Here is a 24,817-nt window from a genome sequence, read left to right on the forward strand (position 1 = left end):
ACTTCACTAGTATACAACGTTACAGCAAAAGAGAAAAGACTTTTAGAAGAATGGGAGGCCAAAGCCGCCTTTCTTTTTCCCTTTGCCCATTTGGCCGGAGAATTGTTTCATCATCTTCCGCATGTCTTCAAATTGCTTGATCAACCGGTTCACTTCTTGAATGCTACGACCACTGCCGCGCGCAATCCGTTTCCGACGACTCGCATTGAGGATTTCCGGTTCAGTCCGCTCCCGTTTTGTCATCGATTGAATAATCGCTTCGACATAAACAAGTTGCTTCTCATCGATTTGAGCATTTTTCAAGCCCTTCATCTTTCCTTTACCGGCACCCGGAATCATTCCTAACAACTCATCCAAAGGACCCATCTGTTTCACTTGCTGCAACTGCTCGATGAAATCGTCAAACGTGAACGATGCATCGCGCATTTTGCCTTCGAGCTCCTTGGCGCGTGTTGCGTCCATTTGGAACTCTGCTTTTTCAATCAGCGTTAACATATCTCCCATACCGAGAATCCGTGACGCCATCCGCTCTGGGTAGAATGGCTCGATTGCGTCTAGCTTCTCTCCAAGACCGACGAACTTAATCGGTGCTCCGGTGACTGCCTTGATGGAGAGTGCTGCTCCGCCTCGAGTATCTCCGTCGAGTTTCGTCAGGACGACCCCTGTCACGCCGAGCTTTTCATTAAAGCTTTGTGCGACATTGACCGCATCCTGACCCGTCATCGAGTCGACGACAAGGAAGATTTCGTTAGGCTTGGCGATTTCCTTCACATCGACAAGTTCCTGCATCAGATCCTCATCGACATGTAAGCGTCCCGCCGTATCGATCAACACGATATCGTGGTGATGCTCTTTTGCATAGTCGAGCGCGCCGGTTACGATTTCTTGTGGACTTACCTGATCTCCCATCGAGAAGACCGGTAATTCAAGTTGTTTTCCTAGCGTCTCAAGTTGTTTAATCGCAGCCGGACGGTAAATGTCCGCTGCTACGAGCAGTGGACTGCGATTGTGTTTTTTTCGTAAATGATTGGCGAGTTTTCCGGTTGTCGTCGTTTTACCTGCCCCTTGAAGACCAGTCATCATAATGACTGTCGGCGGACGGTTAGCGAGCGTCAACGGAGATACTTCTTCCCCCATCAATTTCGTCAATTCGTCATGGACGATTTTGACGACTTGTTGACCGGGTGTTAGAGACGTCATCACGTCTTGACCGACGGCGCGCTCCTTCACATCATTTACGAACTGTTTCACTACTTTGAAGTTGACGTCGGCTTCTAACAACGCGAGGCGGACCTCACGCATCATTTCCTTTACGTCCGCTTCAGAAATCTTACCTTTACCTCGCATTTTGGCGAGACTGGCTTGAAGCCGTTCCGATAATCCTTCGAATGCCATTGATGATGCCTCCTACTCTAATTGCTCCAGTGATTCAATCGTCACCAGTGCCTCGCTTGGAAGGTCGAGCTGCTTCAGTTCATCAAGAAGGATCTTTCGCTGCTCATATTTTTGAAACAAGGAAAGTCGTTCTTCATATTGCTCAAGCATCGCTTCCGTACGTTTTATGTTGTCGTAGACTGCTTGTCGGCTGACTTCAAACTCATCGGCGATTTCACCTAACGAAAAATCATCTAAATAATAGAGTGACATATAATTTCGTTGTTTCGGCGTCAAAAGCTCCTGATAAAAGTCAATCAGATAATTCATCCGGTTCGTTTTATCAAGTGTCATCCGAGCACCTCCACGGTTGTTAAGTGAAATTCCTTTACAGATAGTATAGTACAGCCCTCACAGTGTGTTGTCAAGTTTTTTTCTTTACAAGCAAACCTAGCTTATTCCTCTTCCGATGCCTCGTCCGTCGTTTGCTTTTCTTCGAATACGTCACCGAAGAGACCGTGGACGAATTGCTCGGCATTAAACGGTTGGAGATCGTCAATCTTTTCACCTAATCCAACGAACTTCACGGGGAGATCCAGTTCATTCTTAATCGCGAGAACGATGCCACCTTTTGCTGTCCCGTCAAGCTTCGTCAAGACGATGCCGCTGACATTCGTCGCTTGTTTGAACGCTTTGGCTTGCACCATCGCATTTTGTCCGGTCGTCGCGTCGAGCGCAAGGAGGACTTCATGCGGGGCCCCCGGGATTTCACGTTCAATGACCCGTTTGACTTTTTCGAGTTCATTCATCAAATTGACTTTGTTTTGCAGACGTCCTGCCGTATCACAAATCAAGACATCGACTTTCCGCGCTTTTGCCGCTTGAACAGCATCGAAGACGACGGCAGCAGGATCCGATCCTTCTCCCTGACGGATGACCGGTACACCGGAGCGCTCGCCCCAGACTTGCAACTGATCGATGGCGCCTGCTCGGAATGTATCCCCTGCTGCGAGCATGACGGTTTTTCCTTCGTTCTTCAATCGATTCGCGAGCTTCCCGATTGTCGTCGTTTTCCCGACACCGTTGACACCCACGAATAAGATGACACTGAGGTCGTGGTCTAAATCAAGTTCCGTTTCTTCTTCTTCAATCAACATGTTGGCGACGACTTCGACGAGTACATCACGGACTTCTTTTGTGTCTTTAACATTTTTTCGTTTGACTTCAATCTTTAATTTTTCGACCAAATCCATCGTCGTCGTCACACCGACGTCAGCTTGAATCAGCACTTCTTCTAACTCTTCAAAAAATTCTTCATCGACTTCCCGGAAACGGTAGACGAGATCATTGACGGCACTCGCAAGCCCGTCACGCGTCTTCGACAACCCTTCCGTAAACTTAGACGTGACTTCTTGTGTCGACGTCGTCAACCGGTCTTTTAGTTTCTTAAAAAAACTCATTGTTTTAGCTCCTTTGATTCTACTTCTTCAGTCAATGTTCGCCGTGCCTCTTCTAGTTTAACGGATAACACTTCCGAAATACCGTTTTGTTGCATCGTCACGCCGTATAAAACATCCGCTGACTCCATCGTACCTTTCCGGTGTGTGATGATGATGAATTGTGTATCACGCGCCAACTGATGAACGAACTCACCGAACCGGGCAACGTTCGCTTCGTCAAGAGCTGCTTCGACCTCATCAAGTACACAAAACGGGACGGGACGCGTCTTCAAAATCGCGAACAACAAGGCAATCGCCGTCAACGCGCGTTCCCCACCAGATAAGAGTGACAAGTTCTGTAGTTTTTTACCCGGTGGTTTCGCGACGATGTCAATCCCGCTCGTCAAGAGGTCGCTCGGATCGACAAGAATCAAGTCCGCTTCTCCTCCACCGAACAATTCGCGGAATGTCTCACGGAAGTGTTCCCGTACAGCCGTAAACGTCTCTTTAAAGAGTCGGACGACTTCACGATCCATCTCATCGATGACGGCATATAAATCCGTTTTCGCCGTCACTAAGTCATCACGTTGCGTCGAGAGGAACGTAAACCGTTGATCGACTTCAGCGAACTCTTCAATCGCACCGATATTAACAACTCCGATTTCTTCTAATTGACGCTTGAGGAGGTGTACTTCCTCTTTCGCCTCTTCGAATGGAATCGTCAGCGGTTCAATCAATTCGAGAATCAGCCCCATCTCGTCGAGCATTTCTTGACGTGTTTCAAGACGTGTACTGATTCTGCCGTGGTTGAGGCGCGCTTGATCGACTTGTTGTTTCGCCGACTGTTGCTCCTCTTTCAGCTTCGCTTCACGGATCCGTAGAAGTCGTAAACTTTCGCCGTCACGTTGGATTTGGTCCGTGATTGCTTTCAATTCTTGTTCAACCGTTGTTTGTTCTTTAAGCATCTGCGCCTGCTCTGCATGCAATGCTTCGATTTGACCTTCACCAAACCCTTCGAGCACATGTTTTAAATCACGCCGCTTATGACTCCGTTCGAGTTTCGCATGATTCAACGATTCTTCGATTCGTTCGACTTCACGATTGACTTGATCTAACTTCAAGATCATTGTCCGTTCTTCGAGCAAGGCATCTGCTTGTTGTTGTTTCAAGTCTTCGATTGTCACAGCACCCCGTGCCTGTGCCTCTTTTAGCTGATCGAGATCACGTCTGAGTTCTTGTTGCCGCTTCGTCAAGTTCGCGATATCGTGCTCAGCTTGTTCAATCGTCGCCTTCGCTTCCCGTTCTTGCTCCGCCAACCGTTGCAACTGGCCATCTTGGACGGACAGTTCCGAAGCTGTGATTGCGAGACCATGTTTCGCCTCCGTCAATTCATCCCGAAGTGATTCAAGTGTCGTTCGCGTCGTTTTCATTTCTTGCGCAAGCGTCTCAAGCGTAACGTTCAATTGTTCATCTACTACTTTCATCTCCGCGAGGCGGCGCTCTTGTTCACGAATGACCGCCTGCCCTTGCGTCAGCCCTTCGCGGAGTTCGTCTAACTCCCGTGATTGACTAAAGAGTGGCGTCCCTTTTTTTCGGCTCCCCCCTGTCATCGAACCACCGACGTTGACGACATCTCCGTCGAGCGTCACGAGACGATACCGATGTCCCGTTGCACGGGCAATCGCGTTCGCTTGTTCAAGCGATTCGACGACAAGCGTCGTCCCGAGCAAGTTCTGTTTTAATTTCGTCAGCTCATCGGTCGTCGTCACGAGTTCACTCGCAACGCCGATGTATCCTTGCATCGCAGATAGTTGATTGCGAACCGATTGATTCAAATCGCGCCGTTGAATCGAACTGAGCGGCATGAACGTCGCCCGTCCCGCATTTAGACGGCGTAATTCCTGAATCAATTTCCGCCCCGTCGCGTCTGTATCGACGACGACGTTTTGCATGGCTCCACCGAGTGCCGTTTCGATCGCCGCTTCATATCGGGCCGGTACGGAAATCAATTCGGCAACCGCTCCATATATGCCTGAAATGTGATCACGCTGTTTCAAAATCGTTTTGACGGCACCGAAATAACCACTGTAATCTGCCTTGACGGACTCCAAAAATTCAATCCGGTCCTCTGTTTTATCACGCCGGCGATGGAGATCGACGATGGATCGTTCGACTTGCGTCATCATCGTTCGCTGTTCGTGTTGTTTCGTTTCAACTTGCGTCTCTTCCGCTACTAAAGCATCGAGCTGTTGCCGCACGTTTAAAGAGCTCGCTTCTAGTCGGTCGACCTCGGCCGCATAAGCTGTTTGCGCCGATTGTTTCGACCCTGTCCCTTCCGCGAACGTCCGGCGTAACTCTTCCGCACTCTGTAAATCTTGTTTTGCTCGGTTATAGGCGTTATTCGTCGCCGCCAGCCGACTCGCTACTTCAAACGCTTCAGACCGTAGTTGCTCTGCTTCTTTTTCAAAATCACGTTCCGAATACGTTAATGCGGCATCTGCTTGTTCACGACGTTTGACAGTTCCCTCGTATGTTTGCTTCGTTTCGTCTCGTAAGCGAACTGCTTTTTTCGCCTCATCCTCAATTAGGGAAACACGCGCTTCAAGTGTCGCCACTTCTTGTTCTAAACGCTCTTTCATTTGCGTCCCATGTTTCTCACGTTCTTTTGCCAAGTTCAGCGAACCTTGAATTTCAACGAGCGTCGTCGAGACGGTTCGTAACCGTTCCTGCATCTCTGTCTCTGTCCGGCGAATGTTTTCAAGCATTGTTTCTTGTTCTTCTCTCGAGGTTTGCGTTTTCTCAAGACGTGCCTGTTCATTTGACAACTCACGCTCAAACGTTTCGATTTCCGTCGTCAATCGGGCAATTTGTTCCATATAGTTTTGAATTTCTTCTGCAATGATGCCACGTTCTAAAAAGTCGAACCGGTCGCGGGCAATCAGATACTCTTTTGCAAGCGCTGCTTGTTCTCGTAACGGTTCGATTCGTCCACCGAGTTCAAATAAAATATCATCGACACGTGAGAGATTCGTTTCCGTGTCACTCAACTTCCGCTCCGCTTGTTTTTTCCGGTGCCGGTATTTTAAGACACCCGCCGCCTCTTCGATGACGGACCGCCGCTCTTCCGGTTTCCCGGAGATGACTTGTTCGACACGTCCTTGACCAATGATTGCGAAGGCATCACGGGACAGTCCCGTATCCATGAAGAGATCGAGGACGTCCTTCAAGCGACATGGTTTTTTATTAAGAAAATAATCACTGTCTCCATTTCGACTGACGCGTCGCGTCACGCTCAACTCTTGGTAAGGTAACGCAACCGTTCCCGACTCATTATCGAGGACAAGCGTTACTTCTGCGAACTGCTTTCGATGTTCTGACATACTGCCGGCGAAGATGACATCTTCCATCTTCGCGCCGCGTAATGATTTAGCCGATTGCTCACCGAGCACCCAGCGCACTGCATCCGATATATTCGACTTCCCACTACCGTTCGGTCCGACGACTGCCGTCACTCCCGGTAGGAAGTCAAGTTCTGTCCGGCTCGCAAAAGATTTGAAGCCGTTGATTTCAATTCGTTTTAAGTACATCTTTACCACCCGTATGTTTAAATTTCTTTTAATTTTCTTTTAGTTTACCATAGCCGAAAGGTCTACAAAATGGTAGGTTTTATGGTAATGTTAACGGTAAAGACGTGAAGAGGAGAATTCAACGATATGACAATTGAACAAATGATTGAAGCAATCTTGGATAAATTAAATATTATTAATAAAGGCGTCATCAAAGCCGAGCAGTTCGACGGCACGAAAAATGACGACTTAAAAGAAATTTATGAGTTCGTCATGATGCGTGAATCGTTATCACTCGCTGAGGTCGATGCAATCGTCGATGAACTAAAATCACTGAAGACGGTGTAAGAAACCATATAAAAAAAGGCGTTCCCAATCGGGCGCCTTTTTTTATATGGTTTTTTTACTTAAAATTGTTTTTTCAGCTCAAGCAAGGCTTGTTTCGCTGCTTGCTGTTCTGCTTCTTTTTTCGAACGACCGGTCCCGATTCCTTCAAGCTTATCCGGGACTTGAACACGCGAGATGAATTCCCGGCTATGTGCGGGACCACGTTCTTCGATGATCTCGTATTCAATTTGTCCGAGTCCGACCCGTTGAATCGCTTCTTGTAATTGGCTCTTGAAGTCTGTCTGCTCTTCGAAGAAACCAGATGCCACTTTCGGAAAAACCGCTTCGGCGAGGAATCGCTCTGCTGCTTCAATGCCTTGGTCAAGATAAAGTGCACCGATAAACGCTTCAAATACGTCAGCAAGTAATGCTGGCCGATTTCGTCCGCCTGTCAGTTCTTCCCCTTTACCTAGCAAAATCATGTCAGAGAATTCATAATGATTGGCAAACTGGACGAGCGATGGTTCACACACGATAGCTGCTCGCAGTTTTGTTAATTCCCCCTCGGAACGTTCCGGGTAGTGTTCAAATAAATATCTTGAGACCGTCAATTCTAAGACCGCATCCCCTAAAAATTCAAGTCGTTCGTTATCCCCATCCGATTCACGTTGTTCATTGACGAACGAAGAATGGGTAAACGCTTGCTTCAACAATTCGACATTTGAAAAATGAATCGAAAGGCGCGTTTGTAACTCTTCGAATTTTTGCTCGATTTGAGCAAACGTCCGCGCATCTTTTCGACGTTTTACGTAAGGTCCTTTTCGGACACGACGTCCTTTTTGATTCGTCATAATTCCTCCTAAACAGCTAAATCCCACCGCAAAAGAGCGGTGGGTCAGCGTCAATGATTAGACTTGTGTTTCGATGTAGCTGACGACATCGCCGACAGTCTTCAAGTTTTCTGCTTGATCGTCTTCGATTGTGATTTCGAATTTATCTTCGAGATCCATAACGAGTTCCATTACTTCAAGTGAATCTGCACCGAGATCGTCTTTGAACGATTTATCGAGTGTGATTTCACTTTGCTCTTTACCTAATTTTTCTGCGATTGCCTCTTGTACGTCTACTAAAATTTGTTCTTTTGTCATTTGAAATCCCTCCATGAGTTGAGTATATAAGATGATTGCCGATTTGGCAAAGTACTACCGGTGTTCAGTTACATTGTCATGCCGCCATCAACTGCGAGCGTTTGCCCTGTGATGTAACGGGCTTCATCCGAAGCGATGAAGCTGACGAGTGCTGCGATGTCTTGCGTTTGCCCAAACCGTTTCAATGGAATTTGTCCAAGTGACAGATTCCGTTGATCGTCCGTCAATTCATCGGTCATATCTGTTTCGATGAATCCTGGGCAAATCGCATTCGCTGTGACCCCTTTACTTGCGAGTTCACGGGCGACCGATTTCGTCAACCCAATCAAACCGGCTTTCGCGGCCACATAGTTCGCTTGCCCCGGATTACCCGTGATGCCGACGACCGAAGCGATATTGATGATGCGACCACCCGTCTTCATCAACGGGCGTGACGCCGCTTGTGTGACGAGGAACGCCCCTTTTAGGTTCGTATCAACGACAGCATCAAAATCGGCTTCTTTCATACGCATCAACAAACCGTCGCGTGTGATACCGGCGTTGTTGACGACACAATCCAGTTGACCGAATGCATCGACAGTCTGTTTAACCAACGCCTTGACTTGATCAGCGTTCGCAACGTCGGCTTGGATGGCGATTGCCTCACCACCAGTCGCGATGATATCCGCGACGATGGCCTCTGCTTTTTCAGTGCTACCGGCATAGTTGACGACAACTTTAAAACCATCTGCCGCGAGACGTGTTGCGATCGCCGCACCGATTCCTCGTGAGGCGCCTGTTACGAGTGCTACCTTACTCATCCACGAATTCCCTCCGCTTCTAGTTGTTCAAGTGTCGTGATACTAATGATTTTAACGTCTTTTTTGATACGTTTGACAAGCCCACTAAGTGGTGAAGACGGTCCGAATTCGATGAAGGTATCAACACCCTCTTCAATCAATTGCTCAACACACGCCTCAAAGCGAACAGGTGAATACAATTGTTGAACGAGCAGACGTTTCAAGTCGTCCGGTTGATCGTGAAACGATCCGTCCACGTTTGAGATAAACTTCGCTTGCGCCGCTTCGAATGGTGAAGAAGCAAGGAAATCTTCGAACCGTGGTGCGAACGGTGTCATTAAAGAGGAGTGGAACGCACCGGAGACATCGAGTGGTAAGACACGCTTTGCACCGAGCTCTTTTAATTTCGTTGTCGCCGATTCGACGGCTGCGACGTGCCCTGAGATGACAAATTGGCCGGGACAGTTGTAGTTCGCGATTTGCACGATTTCACCTGTCGCCGCAATCGATTCGACGGCATGGTGTGCCGCTTCGACATCGTTTAATCCGATGACGGCAGCCATCGTTCCACCTGAAACCTGGTTCATCAACTTACCACGTTCATGGACAAGATAAACGGCTTCACTCGGCGTAAGGACCGATGCTGCGACAAGCGCGCTGTACTCCCCGACGCTATGCCCAAGGACATAGTCCGGTTTGTTACCGAGTGCCGCATAACGAGTGGCGAGAAGTGTACTATGTGCGACGATTGCGGGTTGAGCAAGCTCCGTCGCCTTTAGTTCTTCTTTTGTACCCGTCGTTAACAGCGTTGTTAAATCTAGGCCGATTCGTGTTCCGAGATCGACTAACGTTTGTTTAGTTTCTTCCTCACTGACAAGTGTCTGTCCCATACCGGGCATTTGTGACCCTTGCCCCGGAAACATCCATACCGTTTTCCCCATCTCGCTCACTCCTTTAGCTCTATTTTGTCTTCGCTTCAATGATTTTCGCAACGACGTGTTGCTCGACCATCATTTCAGCCTGTGCCAGCGCACGACTGAAGGCATAGGCATTGCTCGAGCCGTGTGCTTTGATGACAGGTGCCGCAATTCCGAACAACCCGGCCCCACCATATTCTTCGTACGCGAGCAATTGCTTCATTTTTTTAAGTTTCGGCTTTAAAATTAACGCCGCGATTTTCGAACTGAATGAACTCATGAACTGTTCCTTCATGACACCCATAATCATGCTTGCAGCACCTTCCGTACTTTTCAACAACGTATTCCCTGCAAATCCTTCTGTGACGATCACGTCCACATCACCACTCATCGCTTCTCTCGCCTCGACATTCCCAATAAAATGAATAGGGGCAGTCTCAAGTAAGGGATATGTTTCCTTCGTCAGTGCATTGCCTTTACCAGCTTCTGAGCCGATATTGAGCAGACCAACTTTCGGTTGTTTGATACCACGAACTTGTTCTGCGTAGACTGATCCCATGATGGCATAATCAAGCAAATGTTCTGCTTTTGCATCCGGATTAGCACCGACATCTAAGATGACGACACCTTTTCCGTTTCTTGTCGGGAAAGTCGGGGCCAGCGCAGGACGGTCAACCCCTTCGATTCGACCAATCACAAACAATCCGGCAGTCATCAGTGCTCCCGTGTTGCCTGCTGAAATCAAGGCATCCGCCTCTTTTGTTTTCACCAGGTTTGCAGCCACAACGAGTGAGCTATCTTTTTTCCGTCGAATCGCACGGACCGGTTCGTCTTCTCCAGTAATGACAGTCGCCGCGTGAACGATCGTCACACGGGAATCCTTGATGTCGTAAGAACGTAACTTCAATTCATCTCCAACCAATCGAATTTCAATGTCCGCCTTCGGGCGCTCCCCTAAATACTGGATCACACCTTCGACAATCGCACGGGGGGCGTTGTCACCACCCATTGCATCTACTGCTAAAATCATCATGATTCCTCCTTACTACTACGATACACCGTAAACTCACCGATAAAGACACACTCATCACCGACATAACTTTCGACGTTGATGTCTGATCGTCCATCTTGTCGATGGGAACTGACGAACGCTTTCGCGACGACGCGTTCTCCAACATGGACAGATCGTGTAAATTGCACGTTTGCTCGTGTCGTCAATGCTAACTCGTCATCAATTAACGCGATGGCGAGCGAATTGGCTTGAGCGAACAGAATATGCCCGCGTGCAATCGCGTTCCGGCTAAAAGCGTGTTCCGGCAAAATTTCTAAAATCGAAATCGCAGATGTATCAAGTTTCAGGTCAATCATATCACCAATGACTTCGCTTTCGGTCAAAGTACGCACGTCATCGAGTCGTTCTGTCGCGACGTGTTTAATCCGTTCCCGTAATTCAGGGATTTTCAATTCCATTCGATCGAGCCGAATCGTCTGAATGCTGACGTTAAAATGAAGCGCAAGTGCTTCATCCGTGATGAATGGGTTTTGTTCAATCGTATGCTGTAGTTCTACTTGCCGTTCTTTTTTAGGTACCCGCATGTACGTTCCTCCTACAAGAAGGATAATCACTATTATCACCTGGTACTAATAGTAGTATATATCCCCCGTTGTTCACTTTCAAGTATTATTCAATTCTTTCTCCGTCAAGCAGTCCTTGCTCTTCGATATAATGGCGTAACACGTCGTAGTCCGATGTTTGCCAAAAGGCATCCGAACGTAACAAACGGACGGCGTCGTTCCGGGCTGTTTCCATGATTTGAATATCGAGAGCAGGATCTGTCAGGACGAAACGTGGCAATCCACTTTGTTCTGTCCCAAAGAAATTACCCGATCCGCGTAGTTCTAAGTCTTTTTCCGCTAATTTGAAGCCGTCGTTCGTCTCTGTCATCGTCTTAATTCGCTCTTTCCCGGTGTCAGACGACGGATCAGCAATCAAGATACAATATGACTGCGCATCCCCTCGTCCGACACGTCCACGCAATTGATGCAGTTGCGCGAGACCGAATCGTTCTGCATCGTAAATGACGATGATTGAGGCATTCGGGACGTTCACCCCAACTTCGACGACAGTCGTCGAGACGAGGACTTGGACCTGATTGTCCTTGAAAGCTTGCATGACCTCGTCTTTTTCAGACGAGCCGAGACGTCCGTGCATCAAACCAACTTGATGATCGCGGAAACGTTCGACGAGAACGGCATGCAATTCCATTGCATTTTGAACATCAAGCGATTCAGATTCCTCGATCAATGGCGTGATGACATAGGCTTGTCGCCCGAGAAGTAATTCCTTCTCAACAAAACCAAAGACACGTTCAATCTGTTCTGGTTTTGCCCAGTACGTTTCAATTTCTTTACGCCCTGCTGGCATCTCGTCGATGATCGAAACATCCATATCGCCAAACACAGAAATCGCAAGTGTTCGCGGAATCGGTGTCGCCGTCATATAGAGGACATCTGCTTGCGCTGCTTTTGCTCGGAGGCGCTTCCGTTGTTCGACACCAAACCGATGTTGTTCGTCCGTAATCACTAAATGTAAGTCCTTGAAGACGACTGTATCCTGAATCAAGGCATGGGTGCCGACGAGGATGTCGATTTCTCCTTGCCGTAAGGCTTCTAGCAATAACACACGAGCCTTTCCTTTGACAGAACTCGTTAAGAGACCGACTTTAATCCCGAATGGTTCGAGTAACGGGGCAAGTGACGAAGCATGCTGCTCCGCTAGTATTTCAGTCGGAACCATCAAGGCACCTTGCTTGTTCGCACGAATCGTCGCGAACAGGGCAATCGCCGCGATGACGGTCTTCCCACTTCCGACATCTCCTTGCAGCAACCGATTCATTCGCTCTGCTCGATGCATATCACTCAAAATTTCTTCTGTCACTCTTTTTTGAGCGCCTGTCAACGGAAATGGCAGTCCTGCAATGAACTCGTCGACGGCTGCTTGATGTAACGGTAAAGCAATGCCTTGTCCCTGCCGCTTTCCAAGTCGTAATGTCTGAAGCTTTAACTGAAAATAGAGGCACTCTTCATACACATAACTTCTTCTCGCCGCCGTCAATTCTTTTCGATGCGTCGGGAAGTGTAGCGCCTTCAGCATCGTCATCCGGTCGAGAAGACGATACGCCGTCCGAATCGAATCGGGCACCCGCTCCCCGACTGATTCTACTGCTGCGAAAGCGAGTTCGACGACACGGCGGAACGTCTTCATCCGCATGTCACCTTTTAAGGAATAGACGGGTGTCAGTTCACCTTCGATCGCCCCGAATTGAAGTTCCGTCGCTGAAATCGTCATCCGGTGCAAATCCCACTTGCCGCTGACCGTCACTTCTTCCCCTAACTTCAACTGGGCTTTGTAGAAGGCACGGTTAAACATCGTCACCGTGACGCTGTACCGTTCTTCGACAAGTAACCGGAACGTTAGCCGATTCTTACCTTTTCCGTAATAACGAACGAGCGGTTCTGATTGAACTTGACCTGTGAACTTGACCTTATCTTCATGGATGGCTTCCGTCAAACTCCCCGTAACGAAATCATCGTAACGAAATGGGACGTGCTCCAGCACGTCCGAGATCGTTACGATATCCATTTCTGCAAGCTTAGTTGCCAAATCACGCCCGACTCCCTTAAGTGCCGTGACCTCACTTGATGGATTCATTCGATAAATCTCCAAAAATCTTCGACTCGAGCCAGCGTCCAGTCGGTGTATTCGCAAGACCGCCTTTCGCCGTTTCACGTAAGGCAGAAGGCATCATTTGACCGATTTCATACATTGCCGAGATGACTTCGTCACACGGAATACGTGACGTGATTCCAGCCAGTGCCATATCTGCTGCGACGAGCGCATTCGCTCCTCCCATCGCATTTCGTTTGACGCACGGGACTTCGACAAGTCCAGCGACTGGGTCACAGACGAGACCAAGCATATTTTTTAAAGCAATTGCAAACGCATGCGCCGATTGATCCGGTGTGCCTCCTGCCATTTCGACGATGGCAGCTGCAGCCATTGCTGTCGCCGAACCTACTTCCGCTTGGCATCCGCCTGCCGCACCTGAGATGGAGGCATTATTGGCAACAACGAACCCGAACGCACCCGATGTGAAAAGGTATCGGAGCATCTCCTCGCGTGAAGGCTGAAGCCGTTCTTTGACGGCGAACAACGTCCCTGGGACGACGCCCGCGCTCCCTGCTGTTGGTGTCGCACAGATTTTCCCCATTGCCGCGTTGACTTCATTCGTTCCGATGGCTTTGCTGACGGCATCTAACAAAAGATCTCCCGATAACCCGTTCCCTGACGCCCGATATCGCTGCAGTAAGACTGCATCCCCGCCTGTCAAACCGGTGACCGATTCGACACCGTCGCCTGTCAATGACCGTTCGACAGCTTCTTCCATGACTTGTAAATTCCGTTCCATCATTGCGTATACTTCATCACGCTCTAAGTGGCGGACCGTCATTTCTTGTTCAATCATGATTTCTGAAATCGGTACATTCTTTTCCGTAGCGAGTGCTACGAGTTCTTTTACTGATTTAAACATTTCTTCACTCTCCCATCATGACGGATCGTTCGACTTGTGGTAACCGGTTAATTTCTTCAAGCACTTCTTTAGGCATCCGATCATCGATTTCAATCGCCATCAAGGCTTGACGTCCTTTTTCGTGGCGCGACACTTCCATGTGACCAATGTTAATTTCATAGTCTGCGAGAATACTTGTGACTGCCGCAATCGCCCCGAAACGGTCGTGGTGCAGGACGACAAGTGCCGGCCCGCCACCTGAGAGGCGCAACGGTACACCATTCAATTCTGTAATTTCAATCGTTCCTCCGCCAATTGAAATGCCGACGAGTTCAAATTGATTTTCTCCGTCAGTCAAATGGACTCGCGCCGTGTTCGGATGGTCCGTCAGTGCTTCACTCGTTTCAAAATGAATCCGAATCCCTTTCCCTTCGGCGATTTTAATCGACTCAGGAATCCGATCATCAAACGTATCATAACCAAGCACCCCACCAATGATCGCTACGTCGGTTCCGTGCCCCCGGTACGTATCGGCAAATGATCCATAAAACGTGATATAAATGTCTGTTGGCGTTTCCCCGAACAACTTACCCGCCATCAAACCGATTCGTGCTGCTCCTGCCGTATGGGAACTCGATGGTCCTACCATGACAGGACCGATGATATCAAATACACTACGATACTTCATTTCATTTCCCCCTCTCTTTTAAACAAAACAAAATCCCACCTCTATTATCGCAGATGGTGGGATTCGTGAAAAGGTAACTTCACCTTTATTCTTTATTCAACACTAAGAATATATGAATAGAGCGGTTGCTTTCCGTCGTGAACTTCGACTTCAGCGTCCGGATTGACAGATTCGATGTAAGCGACTAACTCGTCGACTTCATCTTGGGCTACGCCTTCTCCAAATAAAATCGTTACGATTTCGTCATCTTCCGTGACGAGCGTATCGATGAGTTTCTTCGCTGCACCGAGACTCGAGTGATCCGTTGCGACGATTTGTTTTTCCGCAATCGCCATGTGATCATCTTTTTTAATCTCGACACCATCGATACTCGTATCACGGACAGCATATGTGATTTGTCCTGACTTGACAGCACCAATCGCATCCATCATGTGACGCTCGTTCTCATCGACTGTCGCTTCCGGGTTGTAGACGATTGTCGCAGCCAGTCCTTGTGGGACCGTTTTTGATTTCACGACCGTCACGCCGCATGATGCAACAGATGCTGCTTGTTCAGCCGCCATGATGATGTTCGAGTTGTTCGGATACACATAGACGTGCTCCGCATGCGCGTCTTCAATCGCTTTGACGATATCTTCCGTCGATGGATTCATCGTCTGTCCACCTTCGATGACGATGCTGACACCGAGTGATTTAAAGAGCTCACTGATCCCTTCGCCCATTGCGACCGTGACGAGTGCAGATTTCGCTTTCGCTTTCGTTGCAACTGGAGCTGTTACGTGATTGACGCCTTCTTCTTCTAAAATCGTTGAGTGTTGTTGGCGCATGTTTTCGATTTTAACCGCGACGAGCTCACCAAATTTTTGTCCTTTGTTGATGACATCACCTGGTGTCTCGACATGGACATGAACTTTGAGCAACTCTTCATCTGCGACGACGAGCAGTGAATCTCCGAACTCAGATAATTCGTTACGGAATGCTTCTTCACTGAACGGTGCATTCGCTAACTTATCATCTTGGAAACGAACCATGATTTCTGTACAGTAACCGTAATGGATTTCCTCTGTCGACATGAAGCTTTGAGCCGATTTATGATGCTCTGCTTCGACGAGTGCTTCCATGACAGGAGCATGCGGTTTTTCAAGTTCTTTTCCTTCGAGTGTCGCAAGGAAGCCTTCATAAATACAAACAAGTCCCTGTCCACCAGAATCGACGACACCGACTTCTTTTAAGACCGGTAAAAGATCGGGTGTTCCTTCGAGTGAAACTTTTGATGCTTCGACAATCCCGCGCATCAATTCAAGTAAGTCCGTCGTTGTTTCCGATTGTGCGATCGCAGCGACTGCTGTTTCACGAGCAACTGTTAAAATCGTCCCTTCGACTGGCTTCATGACGGCCTTGTATGCTGTATCAACACCTTTTTGCAAGGCATCTGCGAATTCCTTCGTATCGATTGTTTGTTTTCCTTCAATCGATTTCGAGAAACCACGGAATAATTGACTTAAGATAACACCAGAGTTCCCACGTGCCCCCATTAAAAGACCTCGTGCGAATATTGATGCGACGTCTGCGACAGAATCAGATGTTGCGTTTGTTGCTTCTTTCGATCCAGATGTCATCGTCAAGTTCATGTTCGTTCCTGTATCGCCATCCGGCACAGGGAACACGTTCAGTGAATCGACGAAATCTGCATTTTGATAGAGATTTGCCGCGCCATTTTGAATCATCTTGACTAATTGGGCTCCTGTTAAACGATCTACACTCACTAAAGTTTCCTCCTCTATTTCCGTCTTAGACATTCGTCAAACGGACTCCTTGGACAAAAATATTTACAGATGTCACTTCTAACCCTAACGCTTGGTTCAACGTATATTTAACACGGCTTTGAACATTGTTCGCGACTTCAGAAATTTTCGTACCGTAACTCACAATGATATGCATATCGATGTGAACTTGTTCTGAAGATTGTCGAACGATGACGCCACGTGCAAAATTCTCACGTTTCAATAATTCAGCTAGCCCATCTTTGATTTGTGATTGTGATGCCATACCAACGACACCAAAACATTCCATTGCTGCTCCGCCCGCCAGTTGCGCGACGACATCATTATCTACATCAATCTTTCCATAGGTCGTTTTCATCTCGATCGCCACCTGAGTAGCCCCCTTTAACTAATTGTGTTCTTCTCGTAATTCTACTATAAGGACCTACTATTGAAAAGTCGCCGTACTGACTATACAATGAATAAGTGAAAAATAGTAGCGGTCAAATTAACTTTTACCATCATCCTCATCCATTATTTTAAATTTTGAGGTTCTCTGTCAAGTTTTTTTCTTGTCAGCTACTTTTTTTATGTTGCAACCGTCCTGACACCATGCTAAGATAGCAAAGTGTCTATTAGGACGAACGCAAAACAACATAAAAGGAGGCGGAACGCATGGCACGTAAATGCTACGTTACTGGAAAATCGCCGAAGTCGGGAAACAACCGTTCACACGCATTGAACAAAACGAAACGCACTTGGGGAGTCAACGTACAAAAAGTACGTATCCTCGTTGACGGTAAACCTAAAAAGGTTTGGGTTTCAGCTCGAGCTCTTAAATCAGGTAAAGTCGAACGCGTATAAGGCGCAAAAACCGGACGGGAATCTTCCCTTCCGGTTTTTTTGTCGTCTTTTTTATTTTTCTCCTAAAGTAATTGTCGCAGCATTTGAAAACGCTTACAATAAGTTGGCAGTTACTTTATTGCTCAAGGGGGAATTCATCATGCAGTTAAAAAGAGCCATGACAAGCCGACATCTATTCATGATTTCGCTTGGTGGTATTATCGGGACGGGGTTATTTCTCGGTTCAGGGTTGACGATTTCGCAAGCAGGACCACTCGGGGCGGTCCTCAGTTACATCGTCGGCGGAACAATCATGTACTTAACGATGCTCTGTCTAGGAGAGATGGCTGTCCACATGCCTGTGTCCGGTTCATTCCAAACGTATACGACACGTTTTATCGGTCCAGGCATCGGTTTTGCCGTCGGTTGGATTTATTGGCTCGGCTGGGCCGTGACCGTCGCTCTTGAAATCACAGCTGCCGGTAGTCTGATGGATCGCTGGTTTCCACAGGTTCCCGTCGTCATCTGGTGCGCCTTATTTACCGTCATCTTATTCGGATTGAACGCGATCTCTGCGAAAGCATTCGGAGAAGCAGAATTTTGGTTTTCAAGTCTTAAAGTACTCGCCATCCTGTTCTTCATCGGACTCGGGGGAGCCGCATGGTTCGGATGGATTGATATGGCGGCTGAACGACCAGCTACGTTGTTCGCGAACTTCACGGCGAACGGCTGGTTTCCGAACGGGGCTCTCGGCGTCTTGACGACGATGATTGCCGTCAACTTCGCTTTCCAAGGAACAGAATTGATTGGTGTCGCTGCCGGGGAATCGAGTGATCCAGAAAAATCGATTCCGAAAGCGATTCGTAATACGGTTTGGCGGACGTTTATTTTCTTCGTCCTCTCGATTACAATTATCGGGGCTTTAATTCCGTATGAATCGGCGAGCGGCATCAGCAGTCCCTTCATCATGGTATTTGACGCAATCGGTATCCCATATGCTGCAGATTTGATGAACATCGTCGTTTTGACGGCACTCTTATCCGTCGGAAACTCTGGACTGTATGCTGCGACACGCATGCTCTGGTCGATGTCGCAAGAAGGCATGATTTCAAAGAAACTCGCCATCGTCAATCAGCGGGGTGTGCCGATGCGCGCCTTAACGTTCACGATGCTGTTCGCGATGTTATCCTTATTGACGGCATTCTTCGCAGAAGATACCGTCTTCATCTGGCTATTATCCATCGCCGGTCTCGGAGCACAAGTCGGTTGGATCTCGATTTCCGCTTCGCAAATCGCTTTCCGACGCCAATTCATCAAGGCAGGACACACGCTTGACGAACTGAAGTTCAAAACACCGTTCTTCCCAGTCTTACCCATCCTCTCATTCTCACTCAATCTGCTCGTCTTAATCAGTTTAGGTTTTCAAGCCGATCAACGCGTCGCCTTATATCTCGGCGTCCCTTTCTTCCTACTGACATGGGCAAGTTACCATCTTTTCGTCAAAGGAAAACATATCGCTGCAAAAAGCGAACAACAAGCAGCCAGTTCGACACTTCACGACAATCGGTAACTTGTTATCGGACCCTGGATACACCGGGTTAATCTCAAACAGGCGGCTAACTAAATAAGCTGCTAAAAAATCAAAGCGCCGATGATTCCGTTTCACATACGGAGTCATCGGCGTTTGCCATACCTATCTTTTTGTTCATGACGTCATGACGTGTACTTGAAGAACGCATGTCCCGGTCGCATCAGCGAGATATGATGGAATCGCGTCTATCGCGTTTTTATTTTTCATGCGTGCGCAGGACGAGGACTTCCCCTTCGACGACCGTCACTTGCGCAACACCAACCCACTCATTGCTGACCGTCAGCGAACCACCGACCGGAACAGGATGCTCCGTCAAGGGGTATTTGACGCCGCGTAACGTCAAGTTCGACGGGACAAGGGGAATGAATGACAGGTAATGATACCCTTCAGACGCGAGTTCGTACTGACCGGTTTTCCAGTACCGGACATCCTCACGTTTCGTCACGAGTCGTGCCATCGGAAATTGTTTTAACAAATAGACGTTCTGTAGCGTCATGTCGAGCCGACCACCCGTCGCACCAAAGATGAGTAGTTCAGCACCTGCAGCCTGTTCGGTAGCGTAACGTAACGCTAGTTCTAAGTCCGTTTCATCTTTTTCTGCCGGATGAAGCAATCCACCATCCGGAACGTATCTGAGCGAATCAAAGTCACCGATTGCCACATCAAAATCAAGTCCTTGCTCCACTAATGTCGCAATCCCGCCGTCAACACCGATAATCATCGTCTTGTCTTTCACGAATGGTGCGAGCGTCGGGACGTCTTCTGCCGGTCCTGCCGCAACGATTAAAACTCTCATCTTTAAATACCGCGAGCGGAGTAACGTAAAAGACGTGGTGCTGTCGTAAGCAAAATACCTGCAACGACCCCACATAAAACGTACGACGGAGCCATATACGTCGCGTTATAAATGAACGAGTAAGGAACGACCGGTCCTTTGGCATACTCTGCAAAAAAGACGATTCCACTGATGACATGACAGATGTAACGTAGACCGGCACCTAACAAGGTCGCAAACAAAACAATCGTCATGAGACGCTTTTTTTGACCTTCTGTTGCTGCTTTTTTGACTTGGCCTGCGAACACTCCACTCAAACCGACGACACCATATGCAAGCGTATAGTCAAGCAGCGGTTGGACGACCGTCAAGACTTGCGGAGCGAACATCAATTGAATCGTTCCGACGAGCGCACCCGTGATGACACCACCAACGACGCCGTGACGAAAGGCCATGACGAAAATCGGTAACATCGCTAAGCTGATGGATCCGCCTTGTGGCATTTTGAACGGAATCAATAAATCAAATACAACACCGAGACTCGCGAAAATCGCAATCTCCATTAACATTTGTAATCGTTTCATACTGTGTTCCTCCTAAAAATAAAATAATGATGACAACAAAAAGGCAGTACGACGGACGCCGTACTGCCTGCGTGCGCCACATCCCTACGTCCGTCTGAACGGAACAGGTTCGAAGGGTTAAAGTCTACTCACTTCTCTCAGCCGCTTGACGCGACACCCCTTGCGGTCAAAATTTAATTGTCTTGGCTCTATTATACGTGAGCCGCGTTTCGAATACTAGTGATGGCTTCCGCATAGTCTGGTGCATTGTAGATTGCAGAACCTGCGACAAGGACGTTTGCCCCATTGTCGATACACAGTTTTGCCGTTTCCGCGTTGACACCACCATCGATTTCAATTTCGAACGTCAAACCGCGCTCTGCTTTGATCATCGCCAATTGCTTCAGCTTCGTCATGACGCTCGGCAAGAAAGCTTGTCCGCCAAATCCTGGATTGACCGTCATCAACAAGACCATGTCGACTTCTTCTAGGACATGTTCAATCGTCGACAGTGACGTGTGTGGATTCAGCACGACGCCGGCCTTTGCTCCAGCCCCTTTGATTTGTTGCAAGACACGATGGACATGATTCGTCGCTTCGACATGGAAGGTGACGATATCCGCTCCTGCCGCTACAAACGCTTCGACGAAGTTTTCTGGTCGATCGATCATTAAATGAACGTCAAGGACCATGTCCGTCTTTTGACGAAGACTACTGAGGACGGGTAGACCAAATGAAATGTTCGGGACGAACTGGCCGTCCATGACGTCGAAATGGATGTAATCTGCTCCTGCCGCCTCGACAGCTTTAACGTCTCGTTCTAGGTTGGCGAAATCTGCTGATAAAATAGATGGTGCGATTTTAATCATTTCAATACCTCCGCGCTCGATTCTTGATTTCCTCTACAAACATACCATAATTCGTATAGCGTGAGGACATGATTTCTTCTCCCTCAACTGATTTTTTGACAGCACAGCCTGGTTCGTTTAAATGCAGGCAACCACGGTATTTGCACGTATCTTGCCGTGCGACGAATTCTGGAAAACACCAACGTAATTCTTCGATTTCCATCTCGTGTGGAAAATCGAGGTTCGAAAACCCTGGCGTATCAGCAATCAAGCCCTCTGCAAGCGGAATTAACGTCACATGACGCGTCGTATGTCGTCCGCGTCCGAGCGATTTCGAGATGTGGCTCGTCTCGAGATCGAGCGTCGCATCGAGCGCATTCAACAATGAACTTTTTCCGACTCCCGACTGTCCCGCGAGCACACTTGTTTTTTCCTTGAGTAGCGGGCGGACTTCCTCTACCCCTTCTAGCGTCTCACTCGACGTCTCAATCACCTGATAACCGATTTGTCGGTAACCGGCAATCGCCGTCCGGACTTCTGCTTCCGCTGTTCCTTGCAACAAATCCATCTTCGTCAAGATAATGATAGGTTGAATCTCTTTTGCTTCGATTAAGACTAAAAATCGATCGAGCAAATGGGCTGAAAAGTCCGGTTCTGCTGCTGAGACGACAAGCAAAGCTTGATCGATGTTTGCGACCGGTGGACGAACCAGGAAATTTTGCCGTTCCTTCACTTCTAAAATGTATCCAGTTTCGCTTTCGATATGCAATACGACCTCATCTCCTACAACAGGACTGATACCACGTTTTCGGAAGTTTCCCCGAGCGCGCGATCGCACCTCGCCCTGCGTCGTCATGACATCATAAAACCCACCTTGTAGACGAATGATCGTCCCGTCCCGATTTTCTTCGATACGATTTTCTGCCATCCCATGCCCTCCTTCAATTTGCGGTTCGTAGCACACTCATTGTTCTGCTTTCGCTTGTTTATAGGTAATCGTTTTCGAGCGATACACTACATCATCTTTATAAATTGTGATTTTTCCTTCTTCGCCCGGATCAATCGTCACCGGAACATCAAATGTTTCATCACTGTCAATCGACTCTTCAATCACCGTACGTTTCCCTTTAGCATCATCCGTCTCGATTCGAATGACTTGCCGCGGCGGATCTTCATCCCCTTCACCTACAGCATCGTAGGCTACTTTTTCCGGGAAGGTCGCCGTCACGGTTTGTTCTTCCTCCCCTTTTGAAATAAAGACCGTCACGGAATCGTTCGGCTCGACTTTGACACCCGCTTGCGGAAATTGACGAATGACTTGGTCCAGTTCGACTTCACTCGAAAATTCTTGTTCGAATGTACCGTCGAGACCTGTCGCGTCCAAGTACGCTTTTGCTTCAGCACTCGACATGTTCGTCAAATCCTTCAATTCAAACGCTGACGAACCTTCGGATACCGTGATTGTAATCGTCTGTTCCTTTGCAATCACTTCTGTTCCGGCTGAAATCGATTGCCGGATGACATTGCCTTGTTTAATGTCTTCCGACTCTTCTTTTTCGACATCTACTTTTGAGAACCCAGCATCCTTCAAGATCGAGGTCGCTTTTTTCTCTGTTTCGTCCGTTACATCCGGCACTTCGACCGGATCACTGCCCGTCGAGACAACAAGATTGACCGTCGAACCTTTTTTGACGGTCACTTTTGCCCGCGGTGCTTGACTGATGACAAGTCCTTCATCAATCGTATCACTCGATCGCTTAGTCGATTCGACGATAAAACCGAGTTTCTCAAGTTGTTTTTCGGCCTCGTCCGCATCTTCTTTTGCGACATCCGGCACAACGACCGTCGGATCCGGCCACATCGCGAACGTCGTCGCGGCACCTCCGAGTAAGAGGAGGAATACGAGCACAATCCACCATCGCTTTTTTTTCTTTTGTTTCGGTACAACTGTCGCGACCGTAGCTTCTTCTTCCTTGACCGGAGTTCCGGACGGAGTCGAGACTGGACTTAACACCATCGTTTGCTCCATCGGATCTTCCCCGCGAACCCCTTCATCTGCTCGTTCAACAGATAATGCCGTCACCATATCTTCCCGAAATTCAGCAACGGATTGTTGCCGATCGTGCGGGGCCTTCGCTAGTGCCTGCATGATACAGTTTTCTAGCGCTTGCGGCACGGCAGGATTCAAGACGGATGGCCGTCGCGCTGTATCTTGCAAGTGTTTTAATGCCACGGCAACGGGTGAATCTCCTTCGAACGGGACGTGTCCTGTCACGAGTTCATAAAGGACAGCACCGAGCGAATAAATATCCGATTTTTCATCGGCAAATTTTCCTTTTGCCTGCTCAGGTGAGAAGTAATGCACTGAACCAAGAACGGACATCGTATGTGTCAATGTCGCGTTCGACATCGCGACGGCAATACCGAAGTCCGTCACCTTGACCGTACCATCCTCTCGGACGAGCATATTTTGTGGTTTTATATCTCTGTGGATGATGCGATGGGCATGGGCATGATCAATCGCGTCACAAATCTGACTGATGATTTCAACCGCTTTATTGATTGCGAGCGGTCGTCCTTCACAGTAGGTTTTCAACGTCATCCCATCGATGAACTCCATCACGATATAGTAAATCGAATCCTCTTCACCGACATCATAGACGGCAACGATATTCGGATGGTTCAAACTTGTCGCAGCATGAGCTTCGCGCTCAAAGCGCCGAATGAATTGTTCATCATGCGAAAATTCAGTCCGTAAAATTTTGATTGCGACATTCCGTTTTAAGATTTCATCATAAGCTTGATAGACATTCGCCATCCCGCCATTTCCAACTAGCCGTTCTATGCGGTAGCGGTCATTTAATCGATCTCCGTATCGCATATTCAGCCCCTCTTTCTTTCTTTGAAACGGATGGCAGCAACGGTGATGTTGTCTGCTCCACCCCGCTCATTCGCCTCAAAAACTAATCGTTCAACGATTTGCTCGAGTGGCGCATCTTCTTGTAGCAGCTGTTGTATTACTTCATACGGAACTTCATCCGTTAATCCGTCACTACAGACGAGGACAATTTCATAATCTGGTGCATCCCGGACTTGGACGTCGACGTCGACGAGTTCGTTCGAGCCAATCGAGCGCGTGATGACGTTTCGACGTGGATGATTTTCGACTTCTTCTTCCGACAGTTCACCTAATTGCTTTAGCATATTGACATAAGAATGATCATCTGTCAGTTGCTTCAATTGACCTTCTTCAATCGCATAGACTCGACTATCCCCGACATGACCGATAACAAGGAGTTCGTCTGACCAACAGACACACGCCATCGTCGTTCCGACGACGGCCAAGTTTTCTGTCTTGGAATACTGTAAGATTTGAGAATTGGCAATTTCCACTTGCTGTTCAATCCAAGAAGATAATTCAGCTGGTCGGCTTGGCATGTCCGCATAGGCATCAGCAAATACTTGATGCACAATCGCGCTTGCCTTCTCACCTGCCGCGTGACCACCCATTCCGTCAGCGACGACGGCAAGCCCTTGTTTTTCATCACCAACGAGTAACACCGTATCCTCGTTTTGCAATCGCACTTTTCCCGTCGTCGTCAGATAAGCTAACTCCATGACCGTC

Annotated in this window: 24 protein-coding genes and 1 riboswitch; of the genes, 3 read left to right on the forward strand and 21 right to left on the reverse strand. The window is 48.2% G+C overall.

The features are described 5' to 3' along the window. Window positions 1–42: 42 nt before the first annotated feature. The 4 genes from ffh to smc form a co-directional block, all read right to left on the reverse strand. On the reverse strand, window positions 43–1,395 hold the full coding sequence (gene ffh / locus KNP96_RS00970) for a signal recognition particle protein (RefSeq protein ID WP_214765163.1): 1,353 nt from the start codon (window positions 1,393–1,395) through the stop codon (window positions 43–45). Window positions 1,396–1,407: 12 nt separating this feature from the next. Then, the gene (locus tag KNP96_RS00975) at window positions 1,408–1,728 is read right to left on the reverse strand and encodes a putative DNA-binding protein (protein ID WP_088837385.1); all 321 of its coding nucleotides are present in this window, start codon (window positions 1,726–1,728) and stop codon (window positions 1,408–1,410) included. Window positions 1,729–1,829: 101 nt separating this feature from the next. Beyond that, entirely contained in the window at window positions 1,830–2,834 is a 1,005-nt protein-coding gene (gene ftsY / locus KNP96_RS00980; protein WP_214765165.1) for a signal recognition particle-docking protein FtsY, read from the reverse strand. Then, on the reverse strand, window positions 2,831–6,400 hold the full coding sequence (gene smc / locus KNP96_RS00985; RefSeq protein ID WP_214768600.1) for a chromosome segregation protein SMC: 3,570 nt from the start codon (window positions 6,398–6,400) through the stop codon (window positions 2,831–2,833). The genes ftsY and smc overlap by 4 nt, the downstream gene beginning before the upstream one ends. 126 nt (window positions 6,401–6,526) lie before the next feature. Between smc and KNP96_RS00990 the strand changes: the two genes are divergently transcribed. Next, window positions 6,527–6,727, forward strand: a complete 201-nt coding sequence (locus KNP96_RS00990; protein ID WP_029330856.1) for a DUF1128 family protein — start codon at window positions 6,527–6,529, stop codon at window positions 6,725–6,727. A 59-nt stretch (window positions 6,728–6,786) separates the two neighbouring features. On the opposite strand, the gene rnc is transcribed toward KNP96_RS00990, so the two are convergent. The 11 genes from rnc to KNP96_RS01045 all read right to left on the reverse strand — a co-directional run bounded on the left by rnc (window position 6,787) and on the right by KNP96_RS01045 (window position 16,963). Continuing rightward, complete coding sequence (gene rnc, locus KNP96_RS00995; RefSeq protein ID WP_088837388.1) at window positions 6,787–7,557, reverse strand: ribonuclease III; 771 nt, start codon at window positions 7,555–7,557, stop codon at window positions 6,787–6,789. Between the two features lie 57 nt (window positions 7,558–7,614). Further along, on the reverse strand, window positions 7,615–7,854 hold the full coding sequence (gene acpP / locus KNP96_RS01000) for an acyl carrier protein (protein WP_012370777.1): 240 nt from the start codon (window positions 7,852–7,854) through the stop codon (window positions 7,615–7,617). A 68-nt stretch (window positions 7,855–7,922) separates the two neighbouring features. Then, complete coding sequence (fabG, locus tag KNP96_RS01005; protein ID WP_088837389.1) at window positions 7,923–8,654, reverse strand: 3-oxoacyl-[acyl-carrier-protein] reductase; 732 nt, start codon at window positions 8,652–8,654, stop codon at window positions 7,923–7,925. After that, window positions 8,651–9,574, reverse strand: coding sequence for an ACP S-malonyltransferase (gene fabD, locus KNP96_RS01010; RefSeq protein ID WP_214768601.1), 924 nt, complete (start codon window positions 9,572–9,574; stop codon window positions 8,651–8,653). Before fabD ends, fabG begins: the two co-directional genes overlap by 4 nt. A 19-nt stretch (window positions 9,575–9,593) precedes the next feature. Further along, window positions 9,594–10,580, reverse strand: coding sequence for a phosphate acyltransferase PlsX (gene plsX / locus KNP96_RS01015; protein ID WP_029330860.1), 987 nt, complete (start codon window positions 10,578–10,580; stop codon window positions 9,594–9,596). Further along, window positions 10,580–11,146, reverse strand: a complete 567-nt coding sequence (fapR, locus tag KNP96_RS01020; protein WP_029330861.1) for a transcription factor FapR — start codon at window positions 11,144–11,146, stop codon at window positions 10,580–10,582. The genes plsX and fapR overlap by 1 nt, the downstream gene beginning before the upstream one ends. 85 nt (window positions 11,147–11,231) lie before the next feature. Further along, complete coding sequence (gene recG, locus KNP96_RS01025) at window positions 11,232–13,262, reverse strand: ATP-dependent DNA helicase RecG (RefSeq protein ID WP_088837391.1); 2,031 nt, start codon at window positions 13,260–13,262, stop codon at window positions 11,232–11,234. Further along, a complete protein-coding gene (sdaAA, locus tag KNP96_RS01030) occupies window positions 13,246–14,142 on the reverse strand; it encodes an L-serine ammonia-lyase, iron-sulfur-dependent, subunit alpha (protein WP_088837392.1) in 897 nt (298 codons plus the stop codon). The genes recG and sdaAA overlap by 17 nt, the downstream gene beginning before the upstream one ends. Before the next feature lie 4 nt (window positions 14,143–14,146). Next, on the reverse strand, window positions 14,147–14,809 hold the full coding sequence (gene sdaAB / locus KNP96_RS01035) for an L-serine ammonia-lyase, iron-sulfur-dependent subunit beta (protein WP_088837393.1): 663 nt from the start codon (window positions 14,807–14,809) through the stop codon (window positions 14,147–14,149). Window positions 14,810–14,901: 92 nt separating this feature from the next. Further along, entirely contained in the window at window positions 14,902–16,575 is a 1,674-nt protein-coding gene (locus KNP96_RS01040; protein ID WP_369834716.1) for a DAK2 domain-containing protein, read from the reverse strand. 25 nt (window positions 16,576–16,600) lie between these two features. Beyond that, complete coding sequence (locus KNP96_RS01045; RefSeq protein ID WP_029330866.1) at window positions 16,601–16,963, reverse strand: Asp23/Gls24 family envelope stress response protein; 363 nt, start codon at window positions 16,961–16,963, stop codon at window positions 16,601–16,603. Between the two features lie 284 nt (window positions 16,964–17,247). Between KNP96_RS01045 and rpmB the strand changes: the two genes are divergently transcribed. Together rpmB and KNP96_RS01055 are read left to right on the forward strand one after the other, a co-directional pair. Next, window positions 17,248–17,436: a 50S ribosomal protein L28 gene (rpmB, locus tag KNP96_RS01050; RefSeq protein WP_023468758.1), complete on the forward strand. Its 189-nt coding sequence runs from the start codon at window positions 17,248–17,250 to the stop codon at window positions 17,434–17,436. Window positions 17,437–17,575: 139 nt separating this feature from the next. Next, the gene (locus tag KNP96_RS01055) at window positions 17,576–18,985 is read left to right on the forward strand and encodes an amino acid permease (protein ID WP_214768603.1); all 1,410 of its coding nucleotides are present in this window, start codon (window positions 17,576–17,578) and stop codon (window positions 18,983–18,985) included. A gap of 217 nt (window positions 18,986–19,202) precedes the next feature. Here KNP96_RS01055 and KNP96_RS01060 read toward each other — a convergent pair whose 3' ends face one another. From KNP96_RS01060 to KNP96_RS01085, 6 genes are all read right to left on the reverse strand, one after another. Next, entirely contained in the window at window positions 19,203–19,802 is a 600-nt protein-coding gene (locus KNP96_RS01060; RefSeq protein ID WP_214768604.1) for a thiamine diphosphokinase, read from the reverse strand. 2 nt (window positions 19,803–19,804) lie between these two features. Further along, a complete protein-coding gene (gene thiT, locus KNP96_RS01065) occupies window positions 19,805–20,365 on the reverse strand; it encodes an energy-coupled thiamine transporter ThiT (protein WP_029330869.1) in 561 nt (186 codons plus the stop codon). 64 nt (window positions 20,366–20,429) lie between these two features. After that, a riboswitch (TPP riboswitch) is annotated at window positions 20,430–20,536 on the reverse strand. A 20-nt stretch (window positions 20,537–20,556) separates the two neighbouring features. Continuing rightward, window positions 20,557–21,213, reverse strand: a complete 657-nt coding sequence (gene rpe, locus KNP96_RS01070) for a ribulose-phosphate 3-epimerase (RefSeq protein ID WP_029330870.1) — start codon at window positions 21,211–21,213, stop codon at window positions 20,557–20,559. 1 nt (window position 21,214) lies between these two features. After that, window positions 21,215–22,120 (reverse strand): ribosome small subunit-dependent GTPase A, encoded by a 906-nt coding sequence (gene rsgA / locus KNP96_RS01075; protein WP_088837398.1) that lies wholly within the window; start codon window positions 22,118–22,120, stop codon window positions 21,215–21,217. A 36-nt stretch (window positions 22,121–22,156) separates the two neighbouring features. Then, complete coding sequence (pknB, locus tag KNP96_RS01080) at window positions 22,157–24,073, reverse strand: Stk1 family PASTA domain-containing Ser/Thr kinase (RefSeq protein ID WP_214765174.1); 1,917 nt, start codon at window positions 24,071–24,073, stop codon at window positions 22,157–22,159. Window positions 24,074–24,075: 2 nt separating this feature from the next. Beyond that, window positions 24,076–24,810 (reverse strand): Stp1/IreP family PP2C-type Ser/Thr phosphatase, encoded by a 735-nt coding sequence (locus KNP96_RS01085; protein ID WP_214768607.1) that lies wholly within the window; start codon window positions 24,808–24,810, stop codon window positions 24,076–24,078. Window positions 24,811–24,817: the final 7 nt, after the last annotated feature.

Origin of the sequence: Exiguobacterium sp. s133 (assembly GCF_018618595.1) — a bacterium.
In the GTDB taxonomy this organism is placed as follows: domain Bacteria; phylum Bacillota; class Bacilli; order Exiguobacteriales; family Exiguobacteriaceae; genus Exiguobacterium_A; species Exiguobacterium_A oxidotolerans.

Bases quoted from the DNA above. Each gene is read 5' to 3' on its own strand.
- thiT (WP_029330869.1), bottom strand. From the start codon at position 20,365: ATGAAACGATTACAAATGTTAATGGAGATTGCGATTTTCGCGAGTCTC.
- KNP96_RS00975 (WP_088837385.1), bottom strand. From the start codon at position 1,728: ATGACACTTGATAAAACGAACCGGATGAATTATCTGATTGACTTTTAT.
- rpmB (WP_023468758.1), top strand. From the start codon at position 17,248: ATGGCACGTAAATGCTACGTTACTGGAAAATCGCCGAAGTCGGGAAAC.
- fabD (WP_214768601.1), bottom strand. From the start codon at position 9,574: ATGGGGAAAACGGTATGGATGTTTCCGGGGCAAGGGTCACAAATGCCC.
- pknB (WP_214765174.1), bottom strand. From the start codon at position 24,073: ATGCGATACGGAGATCGATTAAATGACCGCTACCGCATAGAACGGCTA.
- KNP96_RS01085 (WP_214768607.1), bottom strand. From the start codon at position 24,810: ATGGAGTTAGCTTATCTGACGACGACGGGAAAAGTGCGATTGCAAAAC.
- plsX (WP_029330860.1), bottom strand. From the start codon at position 10,580: ATGATTTTAGCAGTAGATGCAATGGGTGGTGACAACGCCCCCCGTGCG.
- ffh (WP_214765163.1), bottom strand. From the start codon at position 1,395: ATGGCATTCGAAGGATTATCGGAACGGCTTCAAGCCAGTCTCGCCAAA.
- fapR (WP_029330861.1), bottom strand. From the start codon at position 11,146: ATGCGGGTACCTAAAAAAGAACGGCAAGTAGAACTACAGCATACGATT.
- rpe (WP_029330870.1), bottom strand. From the start codon at position 21,213: ATGATTAAAATCGCACCATCTATTTTATCAGCAGATTTCGCCAACCTA.
- sdaAB (WP_088837393.1), bottom strand. From the start codon at position 14,809: ATGAAGTATCGTAGTGTATTTGATATCATCGGTCCTGTCATGGTAGGA.
- KNP96_RS01055 (WP_214768603.1), top strand. From the start codon at position 17,576: ATGCAGTTAAAAAGAGCCATGACAAGCCGACATCTATTCATGATTTCG.
- smc (WP_214768600.1), bottom strand. From the start codon at position 6,400: ATGTACTTAAAACGAATTGAAATCAACGGCTTCAAATCTTTTGCGAGC.
- recG (WP_088837391.1), bottom strand. From the start codon at position 13,262: ATGAATCCATCAAGTGAGGTCACGGCACTTAAGGGAGTCGGGCGTGAT.
- rsgA (WP_088837398.1), bottom strand. From the start codon at position 22,120: ATGGCAGAAAATCGTATCGAAGAAAATCGGGACGGGACGATCATTCGT.
- sdaAA (WP_088837392.1), bottom strand. From the start codon at position 14,142: ATGTTTAAATCAGTAAAAGAACTCGTAGCACTCGCTACGGAAAAGAAT.
- rnc (WP_088837388.1), bottom strand. From the start codon at position 7,557: ATGACGAATCAAAAAGGACGTCGTGTCCGAAAAGGACCTTACGTAAAA.
- acpP (WP_012370777.1), bottom strand. From the start codon at position 7,854: ATGACAAAAGAACAAATTTTAGTAGACGTACAAGAGGCAATCGCAGAA.
- KNP96_RS01060 (WP_214768604.1), bottom strand. From the start codon at position 19,802: ATGAGAGTTTTAATCGTTGCGGCAGGACCGGCAGAAGACGTCCCGACG.
- ftsY (WP_214765165.1), bottom strand. From the start codon at position 2,834: ATGAGTTTTTTTAAGAAACTAAAAGACCGGTTGACGACGTCGACACAA.
- KNP96_RS00990 (WP_029330856.1), top strand. From the start codon at position 6,527: ATGACAATTGAACAAATGATTGAAGCAATCTTGGATAAATTAAATATT.
- fabG (WP_088837389.1), bottom strand. From the start codon at position 8,654: ATGAGTAAGGTAGCACTCGTAACAGGCGCCTCACGAGGAATCGGTGCG.